Source organism: Microbacterium sp. OR16 (assembly GCF_047306725.1).
Lineage (GTDB): Bacteria > Actinomycetota > Actinomycetes > Actinomycetales > Microbacteriaceae > Microbacterium.
On sequence record NZ_JAZEXK010000002.1, the window covers coordinates 446,643 to 469,812 of the forward strand.

The following is a 23,170-nucleotide window of genomic DNA, read 5'->3' on the forward strand; positions in this document are numbered from 1 at the left end:
GATGGAAAGTGCGGGTTCCCGATATCGGGAACCCGCACTTTCCTTCTCTGCGCCGCGGCGTCGGCGCGCTCAGTCGGCGCTCAGCGCTTGCCGGCGATCTGACGACCGACGATCTCGCGCATGATCTCGTTGGTGCCGCCGTAGATGCGGTGCACGCGGGCGTCGGTGAAAGCCCGGGCGATGGGGTACTCCATGATGTAGCCGTAGCCGCCGTGCAGCTGCACGCCGGTGTCGAGCACCTCCCACTCGCGCTCGGTGACCCAGAACTTCAGCTGCGCGGCCTCTTCGGCGGTGAGCTGCGAGGCTGCGTAGGCCTTGAGCCCGCGATCGACGTACGCCCACACGGCGTCGGCCGTGGTGGCCATGTCGGCGATGCGGAAGCGGGTGTTCTGGAAGTCGATGACCCGCTCGCCGAACGCGTCGCGGCTCTTCGTGTACTCGACGGTCCACTTCACGGCGGCCTGGATCACCGCGGCCGCAGACACGGCGATCGAGAGCCGCTCGAGCGGCAGGTTCATCATCAGCTGGATGAAGCCCTGACCCTCCTTACCGCTGATCAGGTTCTCGTCGGGTACGAAGACGTCGGTGAAGCTGAGCTCGGCGGTGTCCCAGCCGTGGAAGCCCATCTTGCTGAGCTTCTTGCCCTGGTCGAAGCCCTCCATGCCCTTCTCGACGATCAGCAGGCTGAACGCGTCGGGCCGGTTGCCCTCGCCGGTCTTGACGAAGGTGACCACGATGTCGGCGGTGGTGCCCGACGAGATGAACGTCTTGGCGCCGTTGAGGATGTACCCGCCGTCGACCTTCTTCGCATTGGTCTTGATGCCGCGCAGGTCGCTGCCCGCGCCCGGATCGGTCATGGCGAGCGCGCCGAGGATCTCGCCGGTGGCCATGCGCGGCAGCCACTTCTCCTTCTGCTCCTGCGTGCCCATGTGCACGAGGTACGGCACGGCGAGGTCGTCCTGGATGCCGAGGGCGCCCGCCAGCGAGCCGGCGCCGGCGCCGATGACCTCTTCGTTCACGATGGCGCGGAAGCGGTAGTCCTGCAGCATGCCGGCGCCGCCGAACTCCTCCGGCACCGAGAGTCCGATGATGCCGGCCTCACCGGCCGCGCGCATCGTCTCACGGTCGACCTCGCCCGCGGCATCCCACCGCTCGATCGACTCGTTCGTGACGTGCCGCTTGACGAAATCCTTGACCAGGTCGCGGAAGGCCTCGTGGTCCTCTTCGTAGATGTCGCGCTCCATGGCGTCCTCCTCGAAATCGTGTGCGTCCTCGCACGGCGAGTCTAGGTCGCAATGACGTCGCCGGACAGTCGCTTGTGGGAACAAGTCTCACACACGATGACACTGCGTTCCGCGTTTGTGGGAAGACGCGGATCAACGTCTCAGTGACTGTAATCGGGCGCCGCAGGCAGTCCGAAGAACTCCTCGAGGGTGTGGAATCCGCCGTCGTGGTAGGCCCGGGCGAGCTCGGGCCCGATGTAGCGGATGTGCCACGGTTCGGGCGCGTACCCCGTCGTGCCGGTCTGCCCGGGTTCATAGCGCACGATGAAACCGTGGCGCCAGCCGTTCTCCGCCACCCATCGTCCCTGCGTCGTCGCCCCGAAAGCCTCGATGGTCCCGCAGCGCGGGTCGCAGGCGACGAGGTCGAAGGCGAGTCCGCTCTGGTGCTCGCTGAAGCCCGGGCGGGCCGACACGGCATCCGCCCCGCTCTGACCCCGGTCTCGCACGTGGCCGCCGTACGTGGCCTCCTGCAGCCCGAACGAGCGATAGCCGTTGTTGATCCCGAGCGTGCCTGCGCCGGCGTCGCTCGCCTCCGCAGCCATCGCCTCGAGCGCGTCCTTCGGCTCGGGCCGCAGCTCGTTCGAGCGGGTGGTGGCGCTGAGCCCGATGTCGGCGAGGGATGCCGGGGCGAAGCTCACCGGTTCGAGGGGGCGCTGCTTGTTGACGACCACCCACGACCGGTTCGGATCGGAGAGCGAGATGCACGGCGCGTTGCCCTTCACGATCGCCTCGCGGAATGCGACGCCCCCGCCGAACGCGGCGATGGAGGCCGCGTCGTCGCCCGCGTCGAGCGCTGCGCGGACGGCGTCGTCGGCACAGGGATTCGCCGCGAGCCGGGCATCGACCTCGACGGCGGGGATCGACATCGCCGCCGCCGGCGCGGGCAGTTCAGCGCGCGTCGCAGGACTCTCGGCGATCACGCCGCACAGGGTCGCCAGCGACGCCATCGCCGTGAACAGCACACCGAGCGGCAGTGCGACCCTCACGGCGAGCGGTTCACGCGCGACATGTCGGGACTGCGCGGCGTTCACCGATCCATTGTCCCCCACCCGAAGGGACAGCGTGCATCGAACAGAGATGCGATGAAGGCTTGACACGGATGCGTCTTTTTGTTCGAATGAATGAATGAGATGGCAGGGGCAGGCGCTCGCGGATGTCGACGCCGACGCGCTCCCGGGCATGGAGAGCCGCGCGGGAATAGTCCGTTCGGTGACCACGCCCGAGTTCGCCGGGATGACCTTTCACGAGGTGCTTGCCAAGTCCGCCCTCAACGCGGTGCCGGGCGCGTCTCGCATGCCGTTCGCCTGGACCGTAAACCCGTACCGCGGATGCAGCCATGCATGTGTCTATTGCCTGGACCCCAGCACACTTGTGTTGTGCGCCGATGGCCGGCAACGCGCGCTCATCGAGCTGTCTGTTGGTGACGAGATCATGGGCACCGAGCGTCGAGGCAGGTACCGCCGCTATGTGAAGACGCGAATCGAAGCGAAGTGGTCCACACAGAAGCCCGCGTACCGCGTCGTGCTTGCCGACGGAACGGAACTGATCGCGAGTGGGGACCACCGATTCCTCACCGACAGGGGCTGGAAGCATGTGGCAGACGCGCACGCAGGGCAACGCCCCCATCTGACCGTCAACAACAGGTTGATGGGTTTTGGAATCGGGCACCCCCGCTCCGTGGTCGACATAGATGGTTCCGACTACCGCCACGGCTACCTCGCCGGCATGATCCGTGGCGATGGCATGATCTTCCATGGGCTCTATCCGTCCGCGGACCGAGTGCGCAGCATCCATCGTTTTCGGCTGGCGCTGAAGGATGCAGAAGCCCTGGATCGGAGCCGGGAATACCTCGCGTGGGCAGGAGTGCCGACAAACACGCGAGCGTTTGCTCCGGCCAGCGAGACTCGCGCAGCGATGGCAGCTATTCACACCGCTGCGAAGGCCGGCGTAGAGCGGATTGAGAACGATCTGATCGCCATCCCCCAGACACCCACCCTCGAGTGGCAGCAGGGGTTCTTGGCGGGGATATTCGACGCCGAGGGAGGCTGTTCGCGTGGCGTGCTGCGGATAAGCAACACGGATCCGCTCCTGCTTGAGACCACCACAGCGGCGATGGACGCCCTCGGTGTTCCGCACGTTCTCGAGCCACTTCGATCCAACGGCGTCCGAGCCGTGCGCGTCACGGGTGGATTGCCTGCTCGCATGCGATTCTTTGCGCTTACGCAGCCTGCCATCACTCGGAAGATGGCCATCGACGGCGTCGCGGTGAAGACCCGCTCCGACCTTCGAATCGTGAGCATCGATCCGCTCCCCGGCCTCCGTGACCTCGTCGATATCACGACGGGTACGGGCGACTTCATCGCCAATGGAGTGATCAGTCACAACTGCTTCGCTCGGGGGACGCACGAGTACCTCGACCTCGACGGAGGCGCCGACTTCGATTCGCAGATCGTCGTCAAGACGAACGTCGTCGAAGTGCTGCAGCGCGAGCTGCGCCGCGGATCGTGGAAGCACGAGACCGTCGCGCTCGGCACGAACACCGACCCGTACCAGCGCGCCGAGGGCCGGTACAAGCTCATGCCCGGGATCGTGCAGGCTCTTGCCGACTCGGGCACGCCGATGTCGATCCTCACCAAGGGCACGCTGATCCGCCGCGACATCCCCCTGCTCGTCGAGGCGGCGAAGCGGGTGCCGATCGACATCCAGATGTCGATCGCGATGTACGACGACGACCTGCAGCACGCGATCGAACCCGGCACCCCCACCACGCACGCGCGCCTCGACACGGTGCGCGCGCTGAGCGACGCCGGTTTCCGCGTCGGCGTCTTCCTCATGCCGGTGCTGCCGCACCTCACCGATTCGCTCGCGGCGATCGACGGGGCGCTGCGGCGCATCAAACAGTCCGGCGCCGACCATGTCGTGTACGGCGCGCTGCACCTGCGCCCCGGCGTGAAGCCGTGGTTTTTCCAGTGGCTCGAGCGCGAGCATCCGGAGCTGCTGTCGTCGTACCGCGGCCTGTACCCGGGTGTGTCGGTCGAGGCACCCAAGGCCTATCGACAGTGGCTCGCGCGGCGCATCCGGCCGCTCATGCGCGTGCACGGGCTCGATGCCCGCTCGGAAGAAGAGAACGACAGCATGCGCGGTCGGCGGATGCGGCAGCGTCCCGCGCCGGCATCCGTCCGCACGACGACTCAGTCCGACATGCTCTTCTGAGCTCGTACGGCGCTGCCGGCGGGCAGCTCCTGACGCGCAGCCGGCGGCTGAATGAGGAACACCAGCAAGAGCAGCGCAAGAGGGCCGAAGATCATCCCGAGCACGAACCACCCGAGCTTCGTGCGCCCCTGCATGCCGGCGAGCGCACTGATCACCAGAGCGATGCTGAACCATACCGTGCCCCCGGCTGTCGCCCACTCGTTCCAACCCATGGGTCCACACTATGTGGCGTTCACCACTCAGGACGAATACGCAGAGACCGCCGGGATCCGACCCTGAGGGCGCGGATCCCGACGGTCTCTCCTGAGTTGTGAACCGGCTCAGGCGGTGAGCTCGGCCTCGCTGGGCATGCGGCCGGAGATCTCCTCGATCAGGTCGTCGCCGGGGGCTGCCTGCTCGAACGGCGCGTCGATCTCGGCGCGCCCCAGCAGATCCTCCATGCGGCGGCGGCGCTGGCGGGTGATCAGCGTGACCACGCGACCCGAGCGACCGGCGCGACCAGTGCGCCCGGCGCGGTGCAGGTACGTCTTGTACTCGTCGGGAGCGTCGGCCTGCACGACCAGATCGATGTCGTCGACGTGGATGCCGCGAGCGGCGACATCCGTGGCGACGAGCACCTGCACCTTGCCCGCCGTCAGCTTCTGCAGGTTGCGCGTGCGCTTGGCCTGGTTGAGGTCGCCGTGCAGCGAGACAGCGGCGATGCCGGCATCTTCGAACTGCTCGGCGAGCATCTCGGCGTACGCGCGGGTGCGGGCGAAGACCAGGGTCTGCCCGTCGCGGTCGACGAGCGAGGTGAGCACGTCGGCCTTGTCGCGGTGCTCGATGACGAGCACGCGGTGGTCGATCGTGCTCGAGTCCTGGTCTTCTCCGGCGACCTCGTACACGGCCGGATCGACGAGGAACTCGTCGACGATCGCGGCGACCTCGCGGTCGAGCGTGGCCGAGAACAGCAGCTTCTGGCTCGTGGCTCCGTCGTCGAGCGCCGTGCCGGTCTTGCGCAGGATGCGCTGCACCGGCTCGGCGAAACCGAGCTCGGCCATGTGGTCGGCCTCGTCGAGCACGGCGATGCGCACTTCGGAGAGGTCGAGCTTGCGCTGCTCGATGAGGTCTTCGATGCGGCCGGGGGTGCCGATGATGATGTCGACGCCCTTGTTGAGAGCGCCGACCTGGCGCGCCTGGGGCACACCGCCGTAGATCTGCGTGGTGAACAGGCCGACGCTGCGTGCGATCGGCTGCACGGTGCGGTCGATCTGCAGCGCCAGCTCGCGGGTCGGCGCGAGGATGATCGCGCGGGGCTTGCGGCCGAACTCACGGCGCTTGCCCTTCTGCGACAGCAGGATGCTCTCGACGAGCGGCGCGCCGAACGCGATCGTCTTGCCCGAACCGGTGCGGCCGCGGCCGAGCACGTCGCGCCCCTGCAGGATGCTGGGGATCGTGGCGGCCTGGATCGGGAACGGCGTCTCGGCGCCCATGTTCCTCAGGATCTCGACGATGTTCGACCCGAGCCCCAGATCCCCGAAGGTCACATCCGCGACCTCGGTGGCCTGGACGGCTTCGGCCTCGAGCCGCTCGTGCACGACATCGACGTGCTCTTCGCGGGCCTTGGCAGTGGACGTGGCGTTCCAGTCGCTGCGGTTCGGACGGTCGTCGCGGTTCTGCCGCGCGGGACGCGCGTCACGGTCGAGACGAGGGCGCTCGCTGCGCTCGAAGCCACCACGACGGTCGTCACGAGCCGGGCGCGCGTCACGGTCGAAGCGATCGGTGCGTGTCGGACGAGCTTCACGGTCGAAACGGCCGCCGCGCTGGGGGCGCGCATCGCGGTCGAAACGAGGGCGCTCGCTGCGCTCGAAGCCGCCACGACGGTCATCGCGCGCGGGACGGACATCGCGGTCGGCGCGACCGTACCCGCCGCGGTCGTCACGCGCCGGACGCGCGTCGCGGTCGAAGCGGCCAGGCCGGGCGTCGCGGTCGAAGCGGCCAGGCCGGGCGTCGCGGTCGAAGCGATCGTTCCGACCGTATCCGCCGCGGTCGTCGCGCGCCGGACGCGCGTCACGCTCGAACCCGCCACGACGGTCGAAGCCGCCACGATCGTTGCGGGCGTCGCGGTCGAAGCGGGCGTATCCGCCGCGGTCGTCGCGGGCGGGGCGGGCATCCCGGCCGTACCGGTCGTCGCGCGACGGGCGCGCATCGCGGTCGAAGCGGTCGCGCCGCTCGTAACCGCCACGGTCATCGCGGGCGGGGCGGGCATCCCGGCCGAACCGGTCGTTGCGGTCGAAGCCGCGACCACCCTGACGGTCGTCGCGGTCGCCGCGGTGATGCGGCGCCTCGCGGCGTCCCGACTCGGCGCGGTTGCGGATCGAGCGGGCCTCGTCCCGACCGGCGCGCTGCGTATCCGACCAGCGTCCCTTCGGCGCCGATCCCTCGGCGTCGGCGGGGCGATAGCCCCGGTGCTTCGGGCTGACGCTGCCGGGGCGGCGGTCGCCACGGGCGTCTGACGAGAACGAGCGGCGCTCCGCGCCATCCGTCCGACGGTCGCCGTCTCGCGACGGGCGTCCGCCGGAGTGGCGCTCGTGGAACGACGGGCCGCTCTTCGCGTACCGCGGCTCGAAGTTGCGCGACGGGCGTCCGCCCTTGGGCTTGCCATTCTTGGGCATGGTGTTTCCTGACTGTCTCTGACACGAGAACAGCGTCCGCTCCGCGGGCACAGAGATCAGCGCGCGTGGGACATACCCGGGCATTCGTCGGCCGGGGCCATTCATGTGATGGTTATGAACCATCGGCCCCTGAGCTCACAATGAGCATGAGTGGTGCTCGGAAGAACCGCGTGACGCGGGTGCTCGAAGCCGACTGCATCCACGATACCGGGGTTTGCTGAGAGAGTGCCCGCCGTACGATGACCTCATGCTTCTTGACGATGTGATCGGGTCCCCCACCGGCATCCAGATCCACCTGCGACGCGGAGAGGTGACGGCGCAGATCGCCCAGGTCGGCGCCTCCCTTCGTCACCTGACGGTGAGCGGCGTCGAGATCGTGCCGCCCTACCCGGCCGACCAGCCGACACCGTCGTGCTCCGGGGTCGTGCTGGCCCCCTGGCCGAACCGCATCCGCGACGGCGTGTGGCAGGACGGCGACACCGAGCGCGCCCTCGCGGTCAGCGAGCCGAAGTTCCGCAACGCGAGCCACGGACTGCTGCGCTACACCGCGTACGAGATCGCCGATCACACCGACGAGTCGGTCACGCTCGTCGCGAAGGTCGTGCCGCAGACCGGGTACCCGTACCTTGTCGCGACGTCGGTGACGTACGCGCTGACGGATGCCGGGATCGACGTCACGCACACCCTCACCAACCATTCACCCGACCCCGCACCGGTCGCGCTCGGCACGCACCCGTTCTTCGCCATCGACGGCGTCGACGCCCGTGATCTGGTGCTAGGACTGCCGGCGGAGACGTACTTCGAGACCGACGACCGGATGCTGCCCGTCGGCGAGAGCCCGGTCTCGTCGGCGACCGACCTTCGTTACGGTCGCCGACTCGGAGAGGTGCAGCTCGACACCGGGTACGCGAACCTGCACCGAGATGCCGACGGGTTCGTGCGCACCACGCTCACCGCACCGGATGGCCGCACTGTGACGCTGCAGCAGGGTGCCGGCTTCGACTACGTTCAGGCCTTCACGACCGACAAGTATCCCGGGCAGCCGCTCGCCGTGGCGATCGAGCCGATGACGGCCCCCGCCGACGCCTTCAACTCGGGTCGCGGGCTGCGCCGGCTCGCGGAAGGCGAGTCGTGGACGCTGCAGTGGGGCATCCGCTTCGCCTGAATATCCGGACTTCACACGAAACGCAGGAGCCGATCGGACGGATCGCCCTGCGTTTCGTGTGAGGTCCTGCGTTTCGCGAGACGTCGGAGGCGGCTCAGACGTCGTTCGCGGGCGGCAGGCCGCGCGAGCGCAGCTCGCGACGGGTCGGGTGATGCTCCGCCGCGACCGACGTGGCGAAGACGGATGCCGCGGCCGCAGCGGCAGAGGCTGCAGCCGCCGCCGCGGACGCAGCAGCTGCCGCGGCCATCATCGAGTCGGATGGCCGGTTCTCGTCGGGCACCATGACGGTGGCGGGAGCGGCCGGATGCTCGGATCGTGCCTCCGTCGCCGTTGCCGGAGCGCCGGCAGGCGCCGCGATCGCCGGATCGGCCGACGGCGTCGCGGCAGCCGCGGGCGCCGGATCCGCCGCCGCGCCACTGTCTCCCGGCACCGGTCCTCGCGGATCCTCGCTGCCCGGGCCGGATCCCGGATCGTCGCCGTCGCCTCGCGCCGCCCGCTTCGCGTGCCGGCGCTCCTTGGCCCCCTCCACGAGGTTGTAGAGCGTCGGCAGCACGATGAGCGTGAGCACGGTCGACGACACGAGACCGCCGATCACCACGATCGCGAGCGGCTGCGAGATGAACCCGCCGTGCCCGGTGATGCCCAGCGCCATCGGGGTGAGCGCGAAGATCGTCGCGAGGGCCGTCATGAGGATCGGTCGCAGACGCTTCTCGCCTCCCGCCATCACCGCCTCGGGTGTCGTGAGCCCCTTCGCCCGGTACTGGTTGACGAGGTCGACCAGCACGATCGCGTTCGTCACCACGATTCCGATCAGCATCAGCACGCCGATCAGCGACGCGACGCCGAGCGGAACGCCCGTGACGATCTGCAGCAGAATCGCCCCGGTCGCCGCGAACGGCACCGACACGAGCAGCAGCAGCGGCTGTCGCAGCGACTTGAACGTCGCCACCATCACGACGTACACGATGAGGATCGCCGCGAGCATCGCGAGCCCGAGCTGCGAGAACGACTCGGCCTGCTGCTCGGCGACGCCGCCGACCTCGGCGCGGGCGCCGTCGGGCAGGTCGACCGCGTCGAGTGCCGCGGTCACCGATGCAGTGGCGACGGCGAGGTCGTCGGATGCCGGCGGCACGGTGATCGTGGCGGTGCGGCGTCCCTGCTCGGTGGAGATCGAGGTGGGGCCCTCGCGCTGCTCGACGGTGGCGAGCTGCTCGAGCGGCACCGGTCCCGTCGCGGTGGGGATCGAGAGCTGCTTCAGCGCGTCGACGGACGTCGGCGGCTCGGGGTCGACGAGGTACACCGTGAGCGCACTGTCGTCGACCTCGACCGAGCCGATCTGCTGCGGACGCATCGTGCCCGACACGATCGAGCCGACCGCGACCTCCGAGAGGCCGCGCGCGGCGGCCGCCTCACGATCGACGATCACGGCGATGTACGGCAGCGAGGCCGACAGGTTGTTCGTCACCTGCCCGATGCCGTCTCGTCCGTCGAGCTCCTTCATGAGCGCGTCGGTGCCGGTCTGCAGATCGTCGGCGTTCGGCGCCGTCACGGTGACCTCGATGTCGCTCGAGCCGAACCCGCCGTCGGTCGCCGCGACGGTGATCTCACCGGCGCCGTCGAGGTCGTCGACCTTCTTCTGCACCTCGTCCCGCAGCTGCTCCTGGTCGGCGTCGTCGCTCGTCTGGATCGAGTACGTGATGCCCGCCCCGCCCGAGAACGCGTCGCGCAGGGGCGAGCCGCTCGATCCGATCGACGCCTGCACGTGCGTGATCCCGTCGATGCCGTCCAGCGCCTGCTCGACCTTCTTCGCCGCCTCGGACTTCGCCTCGAGGCTCGCGGTCTGGCCGATGTCCTGCGTGACGGTCATGGTGTTCTGGCCGGAGTCGCTGAGGAAGTTGATCTTCATCAGCGGCGCCGCGGCGAGCGTGCCCGCGAGCACGAGCACGGCGAGCACGACGGTGACGACGGAGTGCTTCAGCGTCCAGCCGAGGATCGGCCGGTACATCCGCTGCAGCGGCGTGGGCGGGGCATCCGGATGCTCCGGATCGATCCGCGAGCCGTCCGCACCGACGAGCGGCTTGCCCGGACGCAGGAACCAGTACGCCAGAACAGGCACGATCGTCAGCGCGACGAACAGCGAGGCGACCATCGCGATCGTCACGGTCATCGCGAAGGGGCGGAACAGCTCGCCGACCATGTCGCCGACGAACACGATCGGCAGGAACACCGCGACGGTGGTGATCGTCGAGGCGGTGATGGCGGATGCCACCTCGCGCACGGCGAGACGGATCGCGGCGCCCTTGTCGGCGCCCTCGACGTAGTGGCGCTTGATGTTCTCGATCACCACGATCGAGTCGTCGACGACGCGGCCGATGGCGATGGTCAGCGCTCCGAGGGTGAGCACGTTGAGCGAGTAGCCGAACGCCTGCAGCCCGATGAAGGTGATCAGCACGCTGGTGGGGATCGAGATCGCGGTCACCAGTGTCGAGCGGATCGACAGCAGGAAGACGAGGATCACGATCACGGCGAAGGCGAGGCCCAGAAGGCCCTCGGTGGCGAGTGTCTCGATCGACTGCTGGATGTAGGGCGCCTGGTCGAAGATCACGGTGAACTCGGCATCCGGGAACGTGTCGCCGAGCTCGTCGAGCGCCGCCAGCACGCCCTGCGAGACCTCCACGGTGTTCGCGGCGGGCAGCTTGGTGACGGCGATCGAGAGCGCGTCCTCACCGTCTACGCGCGAGATCGACGTGACCGGGTCGGAGACTTGCGCGACCTCGGCGACCTGGCCGATCGTGAGCTCCGTGCCGTTCAGCGGCAGCGCCGCGACATCCGCGGCCGACGTGAGCTTCGCACCCGACTGCACCGTGAGCGTCTCGTCGCCCTCGGTGATGTCGCCGCCGGGCAGCAGCACTCCGTTCTGCTCGAGCGCCTGACTGATCGACTGGGTCGTCTGGCCCGCGGCGAACAGCTTCGCCCGATCCGGGGTGATCGTGATGCGCTGGCCGACGCCGCCGACGATCTCGGCGGCGTTGACGCCGTCGACGTCTTCGAGGTCGGGGATGACGGTGCTCTCGAGATCCTGCTGCGCGGTCTCGGAGTCGTCGAACCCGGTGACCGCGATCTGGATGACGGGGAAGTCATCGATCGACACGCTGAGCACCTGCGGACTCACATCGTCGGGCAGCTGCTGCGAGATGCGGTTGATCGCCTGCTGCATCTTCTGCTCGGCGGTCGCGAGGTTCGTGCCGTACGCGAACATCGCCTGCACGATCGAGGCGTTGGTCGTGCTCGTGGCGCTGCTCGACTCCAGGCCCGGCACGCCCTGGATGGCGTTCTCGACGGGCGTGGAGACGTCGTTCTCGACGACCTCGGGCGACGCGCCGGGGTAGGTGCTCATGACCACCAGCGCGGGCAGCTCGAGCGAGGGGATGAGCTCCTGCTTCAGATTGGTGAGCGCCAGTCCGCCGAAGACGGCGGACACGATGGTGATCAGCGCGATGAGCGCTCGGTTGCGCAGGCTGAGGATGGCAAGGTTCGACACGCGGTGCTCTTTCAGTCGCTCGTGGTCGTGGGGTCGGCGCCGAGGATGCCCGCGAGGGCATTCTCGATCAGGGAGGCGTTCAGCGTCTCGTCGTGGATGCGGGCGTGCCAGAGCACGCCGTCGATGAAGACGGCCGCCGCGGTCGCCCGCTCGGCACCGTACGCGGGAATGAGGAAGCCGGTCATCCGCTCCGACCAGCGCCGCGCGATGGCGCGCAGCTGAGGGTCGTCGACGGCGGCGGTGACGACGGCTCGATCGGCTTCGAGTGCGCGCGCGTCGGCGAGTCCCTGCACGATGAGCTCTGCGAGCACCCGCGGCGTCGCGCCGCGCTGCTCGAGCGCCGAGCGGATGCCGTCGACGCGAGCGTCGACCTCGGTGACCAGATGTCGCAGCGCCTGCGAGCGCAGCTCGTCGAGGGTCGCGAAGTACTGTGTGGTGGCACCGAGCGGAACGCCCGCACGGGCGGCGATGAGACGGTGCGTCACCGCGCTCACCCCGATCTCGAGGATCAGCTCAGCGGTGGCGTCGAGGATCGCGATCCGGCGCGCCTCAGGGTCACGGCGTCGTCGTGACGGCTCGCTCATGACCCCTCCCGGGCATCGCAGATGTACGTCTGTACATTATGCGCGCGGCAACCTGTGGCTCGACTGGCAGCCTCAGGCCAGCGCACTCCCCGCGCCGAGTCCGAAGAGCGCCGCCGCGAGCGAGAGCACGAGCATGCCGATGACGTCGACGACGGCCCCAAGCCGCTCCCCGGCGCGCCACAGCGAGATCGCGTCGATCATCGCCGTGCTGAAGGTGGTGTACCCGCCGAGGAAGCCCGCGCCGATCACGAACGCGGCGCCCGGAAGCATCCCGACCACCAGTCCGAGCAGCAGCGAGCCCGTGATGTTGATCACCAGCACACCCCACGGGAAGCGCGAGCGGGTCACGTGGGCGATGCCGATGTCGATCAGATACCGCACGGCCGCGCCCAGACCGCCGCAGGCCGCGGCGAGCGCGAACACGAGCGGACTCACGACGCGCTCCGACGGCCGAACGCCCCGCCGATCCGCAGCCCGAGCCACGCGGCGAGCAGGCCGCCCACGATGCTCGCGGCGATGTATCCCCCGGCGAGCGCGGATGAGGTCGCCCACAGTTCGACGCTGTCGAGCGCGAACGCGCTGTAGGTGGTGAAGCCGCCGAGCAACCCGGTGCCGAGGAACACGCGCGCGTCCGATGCGGGGATGCGGGCGGTGAGGACGCCGAGCATCAGCGCCCCGACGAGATTCGCCGCCAGTACAGCGCCCGGGGCGTCGAGGATCAGCATGCTGATCCCGAGCCGTGCCGCGGTGCCGACCGCGCCGCCCGCCGCGGCGAGCGCTGCCCGCCGGGTCACGGTGCGCACGGGGGTCGGGGTGGTCACTGCGCCACTCTAGCGGCGCGCTCTCGCAGCGGTGGTCGGCCCGGAGTTGCATAGACTCGAGGCGGCGGTGCGGCTCCGCTCCCGATGCCGCCGGACCGCCGGGAGGACGACGCTCGAGTGCTCACGCGAAGGATCTTCGGCTGGTCGCGTCTGGCGACCGCCGCCGTGTGCATCGCGGCGCTCGTGCATCGGATGCTGTGGGGCATGGGTTCTCAGACCCTGGCCGGGTCGAACTTCTTCGCTTACCTGACGATCCAGTCGAACACGGCGTTCGCCGTTCTGGCGGTCGTCGCCGGGGTGATCGCCCTGCGGCGCGCGGAGGATCCGGCGTGGCTGACCACCGCTCGCGCTCTCGTGCTCAGCTGGACGATCACCGCCGGTCTCGCGTTCGCTCTCATCGTGTGGCAGGCCGGCGAGCACGGCATCCCGATCACGGTCCCCTGGTCGGACGTCGTGCTGCACTTCGTGCTGCCGGCGTGGTCGGTCGTCGCCTGGGTGTTCGGCCCCGGCCGTCGTGCCGCGTCGTGGCGCGTGGTGCCCTTCGTGCTGCTGTATCCGGTGCTGTGGGGCGTCTTCACGATCTGGCGCGGCAGCGTGATCGGCTGGTACCCGTACTACTTCCTCGACCTGCGGCAGGTGTCGGGCCTCACCGAGATGGCGCTCAGCTGCGCGCTCGCGCTGGCGATCTTCGCCGCCGTCGCGGTCGCGCTCGTGCTGCTGAGCAAGGTGCGCCCGACGGTGCCGCCGTGGGGTGAGATCAGCCCTCGTCCGCTTCCGGCTCTGCGAAGAACACGAGCGAGGCGCGAGCGGCGAGCGCCGCGTCGCGCTCGCTGAGCTCGGCGAACTGCTCGGCGTCCGCTGCGCCGACGAGGCCGACGAGCACCGGCTCGCCGGTGAACGGCTGAAGGTTCAGCCAGGTGCGGATCATCGCGTCGCCGCCGACGACATGCCAGATGGTCGCCTCGGTCGCCCAGAACGCCTTGTCGAAGCGCATCCAGACCGTCTCGATGAAGCCGGATGCCAGGGCTGCGATCGCACCGCGGTGGGAGAAGGGCAGGGCGGGCGCGAACTCGATGCCCTGCTTCTGCAGCACACCGACCGGCGCGGTGACGATGACGCGATCGAACGAGAGTGCTTCGCCCGTGCCGAGCCGCAGGCTCACGCCGCGTTCGTCGTACGCGATGCGGGAGACGGGCGACGCCGTCGCCACCCTGACATCCTCGAGCTGCTTCTCCAGGAACCCGTCGAGGTCGCCGATGACACCGTGCACCGCCCCTTCTGGGAACCGGGGCGGGTACCAGCTCGAGGCCCGAGACGGGTCGGCGCCGGTGATCGCGGCCATCCAGGCGAGCGAGGCTGCGAGCGCGGGATCATCGAGGTCTGCGCCGTTCGCGCTGAGCGCCTCGGCTATCGGCGCGTCGGATGCCTGCGCCTGGGCCTTCTCGACGGCCTGCGCGATCGGTGCACGGTCGAGGCCCGGCGCCTCACCGTCAGCGTTCCATGCCGTCGGGACGTCGAGGGTGACCGTGTGGTCACCCATGTCGACCAGTCGATCATCCAGCGACGCGAGATCGTCTTCGCTCAGCAGCCAGGCGCCGAGCTGCGGCGGGATCGGCCACTGCTCGTCGTCGGCGACGCTGCGGATGCGACCCCCGATGCGCTCGCGCGCTTCGAACAGGGTGACCTCGTGGCCGGCGTCCGCGAGCATCCGGGCGGCGATCACTCCGGCCGCACCCGCGCCGACGACGGCGAGGCGCTCGGTGTCTTCGGCGACGCTGACGATCTCGAGGGAGGCACGGCGTGCATCGTCGACGGCTCCGACGACGGTGCCGGGGCGTGTGGTGTCGGTGGCCTCACCGGCGAAGAACACCCGGTCGAGCACGGACTCGGCGAGGCGCTCGCGCTCAGTGGGATCCGCACCGGCGGGCAGGTAGCTGGTCGATCCGAACGAGTACGGGTCGCTGGCCCAGGCGCTTCGCAGCCAGCCGGCCGGCGCCGGCACCGCCTCGGGTGCGGTCGGCCGCGGCACGGGCGTCTTCGTGCGCGTCGGCGCAGGCTGCGGCTCGGGCGTGCAGGCGGCGAGCAGCAGCCCGACGGCGCCCGCCCCGGCGCCGACGAGCAGAGTGCGGCGCGTGATGCTCATCGTGCTTGCCAGACTACCCTCGGCGTTCGGCGATCTCGTCCCCACCGTCCGCGCGGGATACAGGGGTTCACACGGAACGCAGGATGCCCTGCGGCATCCGCTCCCGCGTTTCGTGTGAACTCCTGCGTTCCGGGAGGGCTACAGGTTCGCCTCGGCGTAGACGCGCAGCGCGTCGCGCACGAACTCCGCGCCCGTGGTGCCGCCCGCGCTCGTGGCGTAGTTCGCTCCGAAGCGCGGGTCGGCGACGTACATCTCGCCGAGTCCGATCACGTAGCCCCGTGCATCTCCGCCAGGGGCGGATGCCGGCGTGCCGGGGATGCCCCTGAGCCACTCGACGTGACGGCGCGCGATCTGCTGCGCCTCGTCCGACCCCGGATCGATCCCGCTCTCCGCGGCGGCGACCCAGTCGGCGCCGAGTTCGGCGGCGCGCTGCTGCCAGGCGCTGCGCTCGCCAGAGCTCATGCCGCGCCACCACCTGTCGCCGTCGGCGTATGCCTTCTCTCCCCATCGCTGCTCGACCTCTTCCTTGTACTGGGTGTGGTCGAACCCGTCCAACATGTTCTTCGCCATGATCTGCTGTCCTTCTCTCAATGCGTGGATGGTGTTCTCGACAGACGCGATCTGCCGCTGCATGCGCTGCTGCTCCTGCCGCAGCCAGGCGAGGTGCGTCTCGAGCGCGGATGCCTCCGCCGCTCTCGCGTCGGCCCCCGATCCTGCCGACGAGCCGAGCACCTCGGCGATCTGCGGCAGTCCGAGCCCGAGCTCGCGCAGCAGCAGGATGCGCTGCAGGCGCACGAGGGCCGCCTGGTCGTAGTGGCGGTATCCGTTGCGGGCGATGCGGGACGGCGGCAGTAGGCCGATGTCGTCGTAGTGGCGCAGGGCGCGGCTCGTCGTGCCGGCCAGGCGGGCGATCTCCTGGATCGACCAGTCCATGGCGCTCCTCTCTGTCGATGACTTCACGGTAGAAGTTGACGTCGCGTCAAGGTCAATCCGAATTCAGCACATTTCCAGGCACAGATCGAGATATATCGTGTTACTCTCGCTCCAACGCGGTATATCTCGATATCCGTTCATCAAGGAGAACTGACATGACCGAGAAGTGGCTCATCGCCCCCGGCGAAGAACGCGTCATCGACATCGCCTCCGCGTCACGCCTCAAAGTCGGGCTCGTCGGCGGTCAGGTCGATGTGATCGCGCACGATGAACCGGGCATCCGCATCGAGGTGAGCGGCGTCACCGTGAAGGATCTGCGCGTCGAGTCCGACGGCACCCAGGTCGAGATCGACCACCCCCAGATCGGCTGGGACAACTTCCTCGACGTGTTCCGCAACTTCGGAGCCGGCGGGCCGAAGGCCGAGGTCAGCATCGCCGTCCCGCGCGCCATCGCGCTCACGCTCGGGGTCGTCAGTGCAGGTGCGCTCGTCTCGGGCATCCGCAACGATGCCAAGCTCAACACCGTCTCCGGCGACCTGATCGCCGACGGCATCACCGGCGACCTCACCGCCAACTCCGTGTCGGGCGACGTGCAGGTGCGAGGGCTGACCGGATCCATCAACGCCAACAGCGTCTCCGGCGACGTCGCGGTGACCGGCAGCCTGCGCAAGGCGACCGTCGACACCGTGTCCGGTTCGATCCTGATCGACGCCGTCGGCGACATGAACACCATCAACCTCAACACCGTCTCGGGCGGCACGACCGTGCGGCTCGATGAGACGCTGCCCGCGAACTACGTGCTGCGCAGCATGACCGGGCGCATCACGGTCGACGGCGTCGAACGCTCGAGCGGCGGGCCCGGGAGCTACACCGGCCAGGCGGGCGAGCTCGCCGGCAGCTTCGTCGACGTGCGCGCGAACTCCGTCTCCGGCGCGGTCACGGTGCTGCGCCGCCCGCAGGTGTCGGTCGCGGATGACGCGGAGTGGGAATCATGAGCCCCGCGGTCTTCTCGCACGGTGATCTGCGCCTGTACCTGCTGTCGCTGCTCGCCGAGGCACCGCAGCACGGCTACGGCATCATCCAGGCGCTCACCGACCGCACCGGCGGCACGTACACTCCGAGCGCCGGAACGATCTATCCGCGGCTGGCGAAGCTCGAGGAGGAGGGCCTGGTCACCAAGACCGCCGACGGGCGCACCACGATCTACGCCATCACCGACGCCGGCCGCGCAGAGCTCACCGCTCGGGAGGGCGACCTCGCCGGCATCGAGCAGGGTCTCGCCGATTCGGTGCGGCTCATCGCGAACGAGGTGCGCCAGAGCGTGCAGGATGCGATGCGCAGCCTTCGCGCCGACCTCGCCACCGCGGCGCACGACGAGAAGCGTGCGGCGAAGTCGCGTCCGCGATTCGATGGGATGAGCGACGAGCGTGCCACCAGTCGTGAGCATCTGCAGCGGGCGGATGCCTCGATCAACGCGTTCCGTGCCCAGCTGCGCACCGACCTGCGCACGCATGTCGCTCGCGGAGGATCGCTTCCGGCATCCGTCGTCACCGAGCTCGAGCACGCGATGGACGAAGCGGCTCGTGCGGTGACCCGCGCGCTGAGCGCACTGCCGACCGAGAAGTAGCCCGACGATCGATGCCCCCTGCCGTCTCTGGCGGAGGGGGCATCGTCGCGTCAGTGCGCGCGAGCGCTCGTCTTCGGAGCGGATGCCAGCACCAGCCCGAGCTCACTCCGTCCAGATGTCCTTCTGGTCGTCGGGAACCGTCTCGCCCTGCGGGACGACGAGCACCGAGCGGTGCTGCCGGTGTGCGAGGCGGGCAGCGACCGAGCCGGTGAAGAACTCGCGGATCGACTCGCCGAGTCCGCGTTTGCGCGTGCCGACCACGATCAGCTGCGCATCGAGCTTCTCGGCCAGCTGCTTGATCGCCAGAGCCGGGTCGCCGACCAGCTGGCGGGCCGTCCAGGGCACGTCGGCGTCGGCGAGCGCCTCCTCGGCTGCGCGCTGCACGTCCTCGAACTCGGCGGCGCCCGCATCGAGGTTGAGGTCGATCGGCGCCGAGTGCACGTAGCCGTCGGGATCCTCGTAGGTGACGAAGCGGGTCACATCGACGTGCACGACGACGAGCGGCGCGCTGAGCAGCCGCGCGTAGCGCAGGGCCTCGTCGAGGACATGCGGTGGCTGGCCGGGCTGAATGCCGACGATCACCGCTTTCTGCAGGGCCGCGTTCTGTGCCGCTTCCTCAGCTGCTCGGGGCGTGGAATCCGTCATTTCGATCCTTCCGCGGGGCGGCCGCAGGACGGCCGGATGCTCTGGCGTGCGTGCTATCCTGAATGCTACTCTTACCGGCTTCACGCCGGTGCCGTGAATATCATCGGGCCCGTCACGAGCCCGCTGCTGAACTCGTAAAAGGGGGTCTCGCGCATGGGCCGTGGCCGTCAGAAGGCGAAGCACACCAAGATCGCCCGCGAACTCAAGTCGTACAGTCCCGACGTGAACTTCTCTGCGCTGGAGAGTGAGCTCGGGCACCCGACGTCAGACGACCAGTACGTCGACAAGTGGGCCGACATGTACGCGGACGAAGACGAAGACGAGCTCGAGCGAGCCTGACCGCTCCATCCGGGGCTGCTCATCTGGGTCCCTGAGCTTGCCGAAGGGCGAACCCTGGCGACCGGCATACGCCGCGTCGACCAGGGTTTCGTCGTGCTCGGGGGGCGTTTGCGTGCCCGCGCACCAGCCCCTGAGCCCGCTCACCAGCGCCCGTGCCGGCGCTCCCACTCGTCTTCGACGGTGACCCGGCGACCGGCGACGAGACCCGCCGGGAAGGTGATCACCAGCACCGAGACGACCGCGATGAGCGGCACCGTCCAGCCTCCCGTCGCGTCGTGCAGGATGCCGACGAGCAGCGGGAAGATCGCTGCAAGAACGTAGCCGGAGCTCTGCACGAAACTCGACAGCAGCACCGCGCTCTCGGGGGTGCGCGAGCGGATGCTGATCAGCACCAGCGCGAGGGGGAAGAGCAGCCCCACCATGCCGAACAGGGTCATCCAGAGCCACAGGAGCTCGGGCAGGGGCGCGAGCATCAGGCCGACGAGACCGGTCAGAGCCGTCAGCGAGCCGACGACGAACAGAAGACGTGTCGCCTGGAATCGGACCACGAGCACCGGGGCGATCAAGGATGCGGGCAGGCCGATGAACGCCCACAGCGACAGCAGGAAGCCGGCGGTCGCGGCATCCACCCCGGCGGTGTCGATGAGGATCGACGGCAGCCAGGCGAACGAGACGTACGCCATCGTCGACGACGTCGCGAACGTCAGCGCCAGCGCCCACACCAGCGGGATGCGCGCGAGGCGCGCGAACAGACGGAGGTTCGTCGGAGCGGTGGCGATCGGGCCGGTGGCGGCGAAGACGGCCTGGGAATCGTCGGATTCCGCCCTCTCCGCAGCGACCGTATGCCCGGGTGCGGGACGGTCCGCAACGGTCGGGGTGGCGGGGCGCAGCAGCATCACGCTCCACGGAATGAGCCCGGCGAAGGCGAATGCCGCCCAGACCGCCATCGAGAAGCGCCAGCCCGCGGCATCCGCCATCGGCACGGCCACCAGCGGGGGGACGAAGGTCGAGAACGCCATGGTCGCGGTGTAGACGGTCATCATCACGCCGATGCGGTCGGGGAAGTACTTCTTCACCAGGGGCGGCAGCAGGATGTTCGCCATGCCGACTCCCGCGAAGACCACCGCAGTGCCGACCAGCAGGCCGATCGAATCGGCCGCGAGGCTGCGCCCGACGAGTCCCGCCGTGATGGCGGTCAGGGCGATGACCGTCAGCCGCTCGATGCCGAGCCGATGCTCGAGCACCGGCGTGAGGATGCCGAAGAGCGCGAAGCACGCCGGCGGCAGCGTGCCGATCACGCCGAGAACCGCCGATGAGACCGCGAAGTCCTCGCCGATCAGGTCGACGACGGGTGAGAGCGAGGCGACGGCCGAACGTAGCGAGAAGGCGCAGAGCAGGATGCCGAGAAGCGCGAGCACCCGGCCGCGCCAGAGCGGCTGGGCCGCCGTCACGAGGTCTGCGACTGCTCGACCCAGGCCAGGTACTCGGGCGTGACCGTGCCGGTGACGTATCGTCCGTCGAAGCAGCTCATGTCGAGGTCGGTCAGGTCGGAACCCTCGATGATCGCGGCCTTGAGGTCGTCGACCTTCTGATAGACGATGCGATCGCAGCCGAGCTCTTCCGCGATCTCGGGGATCGTGCGCCCGTGCGCGATGAGCTCGTGACGCGACGGCATGTTGATGCCGTACACGTGAGGGTGCCGCACCGGGGGCGCGGCGGATGCGAAGATGACCGACTTCGCACCGGCATCCCGCGCCATCTGGATGATCTGCTTGCTGGTGGTGCCGCGCACGATCGAGTCGTCTATGAGCAGCACGTTCTTGCCGCGGAACTCCGCAGACATGGCGTTGAGCTTCTGGCGCACGCTCTTCTTGCGCACCGCCTGCCCGGGCATGATGAACGTGCGTCCGACGTACCGGTTCTTGTAGAAGCCCTCGCGGTACTCCTTGCCGAGTTTGCGGGCCACCTCCATCGCCGACGGGCGCGAAGAGTCGGGGATCGGCATGACCACGTCGATCTCGTCGAGCGGCACGTGCTCGGCGATCGTGTCGGCGAGCCTGTCGCCCATGCGCAGACGGGACTCGTACACCGACACGCCGTTCATCACGGAGTCGGGGCGGGCGAGATAGACGTACTCGAACGCGCACGGCACGAGCTGGGCGTTCTCGGCGCACTGGCGCGTGAACAGCTCGCCGTCGTTGGAGATGAAGACCGCTTCGCCCGGTGCGACCTCGCGCACGATGTCGTAGTCGGCGTTCTCGAGCACGAGCGACTCGCTGGTGACGACCCACTCGTCGTGACCGTCGGCGGATGTCGCCGCGCGGCGGCCGAGGATGAGCGGACGGATGCCGAACGGGTCACGGAACGCGAGAAGACCGTACCCGGCGATGATCGCGATCACCGCGTACGCACCCTCGATGCGCGCATGGGTGCGCTCGACTGCGTCGAAGATGCGATCGGCGTCCAGATCGACCGTCGAGGTGGTGGTCTGGAGCTCGCCCGCGAGCACGTTCAGCAGCAGCTCGGTGTCGCTCGACGAGTTCAGGTGCCGGCGATAGCGCTCGGCCATGTCGGCGGTCAGCTCACGCGTATTGGTCAGGTTGCCGTTGTGGATGAGCACGATGCCGTACGGCGCGTTCACGTAGAAGGGCTGCATCTCCTCTTCGCTGGAGGCCGTCCCCTTGGTCGCGTAGCGCACGTGGCCGAGGCCGATGCTGCCCAGCAGCGAGCGCATGTCTCGGGTGCGGAACGCCTCGCGCACCATGCCCTCGGCCTTCGCCATGTGCATGACGCCGTTCGGCTCCGCGGTGGCGATACCCGTGGCATCCTGCCCGCGGTGCTGCAGCAGCAGCAGCGCGTCGTAGATGTCCTGGTTGACCGGTCCATTGCCGACCATTCCGACGATGCCGCACATGGGTGTTACTTCGCTCCGTCCGCGTATGCGCCCACCAGGCGCACCGCTCCGCCGTCGACGCCCTTGGCGCCTTCTTCGAAATGCCCCTCGGGGCGTGCACCGGTGTGCACGGTCGCGACCTGCCAGGCGGCGATGCCCTGCGAGCCGATGGCGGCGATCGCGGCATCCTTCTGCTCCGCCGCGACGACGGCGAGGAAGCCGATGCCGAGGTTCCAGGTGCCCTCGGTGTCGACGATCGGGGTGCCGGCGATGTCGGCCAGCACCTGGAACACCGGGCTGGGCGTCCAGGTCGATCGGTCGACCTCGGCCCAGCTGCCCTGCGGCAGAACGCGGGCGAGGTTCGCGGCGATTCCGCCGCCGGTCACATGGCTCAGCGAGTGCACCGCCCCCGGCAGCGTCTCGATCAGCTTCAGCAGCGGCGTCGTGTACAGGCGCGTCGGCTCGAGCAGCGCCTCGCCCCAGGTGCCCCCGAGGTCGGCGGCGTTGTCGCCGTAGCCGATGCCGGCGTTCGCGACGATGTGCCGCACGAGCGAATAGCCGTTCGAGTGCAGGCCGCTCGATCCGAGTGCGATCACCGCATCGCCGTCCTGCACGAGGTGCGCGCCGAGCAGGGCATCCGCCTCGACCACTCCGGTCGCCGCACCCGCGACGTCGTAGTCGCGCGGTCCGAGCAGACCCGGATGCTCGGCGGTCTCGCCGCCGACGAGCGCGGTTCCGGTGGCCGAGCATGCCTCGGCGATGCCGCGCACGATATCGGCGATGCGCTCGGGAACGACCTTGCCGCACGCGATGTAGTCGGTCATGAACAGCGGCTTGGCGCCGACCACGACGATGTCGTCGACGACCATGCCGACCAGGTCCTGCCCGATCGTGTCGTGCTTGTCGATGGCCTGCGCGATGGCGACCTTCGTGCCCACGCCGTCGGTGCTGCTGGCCAGCAGCGGGCGCCGGTAGCCGAGCAGCGCGCTGGCGTCGAACATGCCGGCGAAGCCGCCCACACCCCCGAGCACCTCGGGCCCGTGCGTCGCGCGCACGGAGGCCTTCATGAGTTCGACGGCGAGATCACCGGCGGCGGTGTCGACACCGGCCTGAGCATAGGGATTGGTGGGGGAGTCTGCCACCTTTACAGCGTACCGGCCCGCGGCGACGCCCGCCCCCTCGTGACAGGGCGATCGAGGCGCCCGGTCAGCCGATCTGCTAGCATGAATGGTTGCGCGAAGTTCCGCCGTATCTCACCGGCGCAGCGCACACATCAAGGCCGGGCATGAGTGGCCGATCCGCACCGATGCGGATCCTGGCGCCCCGAGC

At 69.1% G+C, this 23,170-nt stretch carries 20 protein-coding genes; 6 read left to right on the forward strand and 14 right to left on the reverse strand.

All coding sequences use genetic code 11. The features are described 5' to 3' along the window. Positions 1–80: 80 nt before the first annotated feature. Both V2S05_RS12670 and V2S05_RS12675 read right to left on the reverse strand, forming a co-directional pair. On the reverse strand, positions 81–1,244 hold the full coding sequence (locus V2S05_RS12670; protein WP_413635742.1) for an acyl-CoA dehydrogenase family protein: 1,164 nt from the start codon (positions 1,242–1,244) through the stop codon (positions 81–83). Between the two features lie 140 nt (positions 1,245–1,384). Continuing rightward, entirely contained in the window at positions 1,385–2,314 is a 930-nt protein-coding gene (locus V2S05_RS12675) for a M15 family metallopeptidase (RefSeq protein WP_413635744.1), read from the reverse strand. Positions 2,315–2,408: 94 nt separating this feature from the next. Between V2S05_RS12675 and V2S05_RS12680 the strand changes: the two genes are divergently transcribed. Further along, positions 2,409–4,496 carry an intein-containing Rv2578c family radical SAM protein gene (locus V2S05_RS12680; protein ID WP_413635745.1) on the forward strand — a complete coding sequence of 696 codons (2,088 nt, stop codon included), beginning with the start codon at positions 2,409–2,411 and terminating at the stop codon, positions 4,494–4,496. Here V2S05_RS12680 and V2S05_RS12685 read toward each other — a convergent pair. Beyond that, on the reverse strand, positions 4,475–4,708 hold the full coding sequence (locus V2S05_RS12685; RefSeq protein ID WP_413635746.1) for a hypothetical protein: 234 nt from the start codon (positions 4,706–4,708) through the stop codon (positions 4,475–4,477). The two genes, V2S05_RS12680 and V2S05_RS12685, sit on opposite strands and share 22 nt — an antisense overlap. A gap of 108 nt (positions 4,709–4,816) precedes the next feature. Continuing rightward, positions 4,817–7,150 (reverse strand): DEAD/DEAH box helicase, encoded by a 2,334-nt coding sequence (locus V2S05_RS12690; RefSeq protein ID WP_413635747.1) that lies wholly within the window; start codon positions 7,148–7,150, stop codon positions 4,817–4,819. Between the two features lie 247 nt (positions 7,151–7,397). Between V2S05_RS12690 and V2S05_RS12695 the strand changes: the two genes are divergently transcribed. Then, positions 7,398–8,315, forward strand: coding sequence for an aldose 1-epimerase family protein (locus tag V2S05_RS12695; protein WP_413635748.1), 918 nt, complete (start codon positions 7,398–7,400; stop codon positions 8,313–8,315). A gap of 94 nt (positions 8,316–8,409) precedes the next feature. Here V2S05_RS12695 and V2S05_RS12700 read toward each other — a convergent pair whose 3' ends face one another. From V2S05_RS12700 to V2S05_RS12715, 4 genes are all read right to left on the reverse strand, one after another. Next, a complete protein-coding gene (locus V2S05_RS12700; RefSeq protein ID WP_413635750.1) occupies positions 8,410–11,856 on the reverse strand; it encodes an efflux RND transporter permease subunit in 3,447 nt (1,148 codons plus the stop codon). Positions 11,857–11,867: 11 nt separating this feature from the next. Continuing rightward, positions 11,868–12,440 (reverse strand): TetR/AcrR family transcriptional regulator, encoded by a 573-nt coding sequence (locus V2S05_RS12705; protein WP_413635751.1) that lies wholly within the window; start codon positions 12,438–12,440, stop codon positions 11,868–11,870. A gap of 72 nt (positions 12,441–12,512) precedes the next feature. After that, positions 12,513–12,875: a fluoride efflux transporter FluC gene (locus V2S05_RS12710; protein ID WP_413635753.1), complete on the reverse strand. Its 363-nt coding sequence runs from the start codon at positions 12,873–12,875 to the stop codon at positions 12,513–12,515. Further along, a complete protein-coding gene (locus V2S05_RS12715) occupies positions 12,872–13,261 on the reverse strand; it encodes a fluoride efflux transporter FluC (RefSeq protein ID WP_413635755.1) in 390 nt (129 codons plus the stop codon). Before V2S05_RS12715 ends, V2S05_RS12710 begins: the two co-directional genes overlap by 4 nt. Positions 13,262–13,378: 117 nt before the next feature. Between V2S05_RS12715 and V2S05_RS12720 the strand changes: the two genes are divergently transcribed. After that, entirely contained in the window at positions 13,379–14,095 is a 717-nt protein-coding gene (locus tag V2S05_RS12720) for a Pr6Pr family membrane protein (protein WP_413635757.1), read from the forward strand. On the opposite strand, the gene V2S05_RS12725 is transcribed toward V2S05_RS12720, so the two are convergent. Together V2S05_RS12725 and V2S05_RS12730 are read right to left on the reverse strand one after the other, a co-directional pair. Beyond that, positions 14,019–15,404, reverse strand: a complete 1,386-nt coding sequence (locus tag V2S05_RS12725; RefSeq protein ID WP_413635758.1) for an FAD-dependent oxidoreductase — start codon at positions 15,402–15,404, stop codon at positions 14,019–14,021. The two genes, V2S05_RS12720 and V2S05_RS12725, sit on opposite strands and share 77 nt — an antisense overlap. A gap of 138 nt (positions 15,405–15,542) precedes the next feature. Then, positions 15,543–16,337 carry a MerR family transcriptional regulator gene (locus V2S05_RS12730; protein WP_271638742.1) on the reverse strand — a complete coding sequence of 265 codons (795 nt, stop codon included), beginning with the start codon at positions 16,335–16,337 and terminating at the stop codon, positions 15,543–15,545. 155 nt (positions 16,338–16,492) lie between these two features. Here V2S05_RS12730 and V2S05_RS12735 point away from each other — a divergent pair, with 155 nt between their 5' ends. Both V2S05_RS12735 and V2S05_RS12740 read left to right on the forward strand, forming a co-directional pair. Next, a complete protein-coding gene (locus tag V2S05_RS12735; RefSeq protein WP_413635759.1) occupies positions 16,493–17,332 on the forward strand; it encodes a DUF4097 family beta strand repeat-containing protein in 840 nt (279 codons plus the stop codon). Continuing rightward, positions 17,329–17,964, forward strand: coding sequence for a PadR family transcriptional regulator (locus V2S05_RS12740; RefSeq protein WP_413635760.1), 636 nt, complete (start codon positions 17,329–17,331; stop codon positions 17,962–17,964). Before V2S05_RS12735 ends, V2S05_RS12740 begins: the two co-directional genes overlap by 4 nt. Before the next feature lie 102 nt (positions 17,965–18,066). Here V2S05_RS12740 and V2S05_RS12745 read toward each other — a convergent pair whose 3' ends face one another. Then, complete coding sequence (locus V2S05_RS12745) at positions 18,067–18,609, reverse strand: universal stress protein (RefSeq protein WP_271638745.1); 543 nt, start codon at positions 18,607–18,609, stop codon at positions 18,067–18,069. A 153-nt stretch (positions 18,610–18,762) separates the two neighbouring features. On the opposite strand from V2S05_RS12745, the gene V2S05_RS12750 reads away from it, so the two are divergent. Further along, entirely contained in the window at positions 18,763–18,948 is a 186-nt protein-coding gene (locus tag V2S05_RS12750) for a DUF3073 domain-containing protein (protein ID WP_099194886.1), read from the forward strand. A gap of 140 nt (positions 18,949–19,088) precedes the next feature. Here the strand turns inward: V2S05_RS12750 and V2S05_RS12755 are convergent, their stop codons facing one another. From V2S05_RS12755 to purM, 3 genes are read right to left on the reverse strand one after another with little or no spacing between them, the layout of a single operon-like run. After that, positions 19,089–20,399, reverse strand: coding sequence for an MFS transporter (locus tag V2S05_RS12755; protein ID WP_413635762.1), 1,311 nt, complete (start codon positions 20,397–20,399; stop codon positions 19,089–19,091). After that, a complete protein-coding gene (gene purF, locus V2S05_RS12760) occupies positions 20,396–21,862 on the reverse strand; it encodes an amidophosphoribosyltransferase (RefSeq protein WP_413635764.1) in 1,467 nt (488 codons plus the stop codon). The genes V2S05_RS12755 and purF overlap by 4 nt, the downstream gene beginning before the upstream one ends. A gap of 5 nt (positions 21,863–21,867) precedes the next feature. Beyond that, positions 21,868–22,983 (reverse strand): phosphoribosylformylglycinamidine cyclo-ligase, encoded by a 1,116-nt coding sequence (purM, locus tag V2S05_RS12765; RefSeq protein ID WP_413635766.1) that lies wholly within the window; start codon positions 22,981–22,983, stop codon positions 21,868–21,870. Positions 22,984–23,170 lie beyond the last annotated feature (187 nt).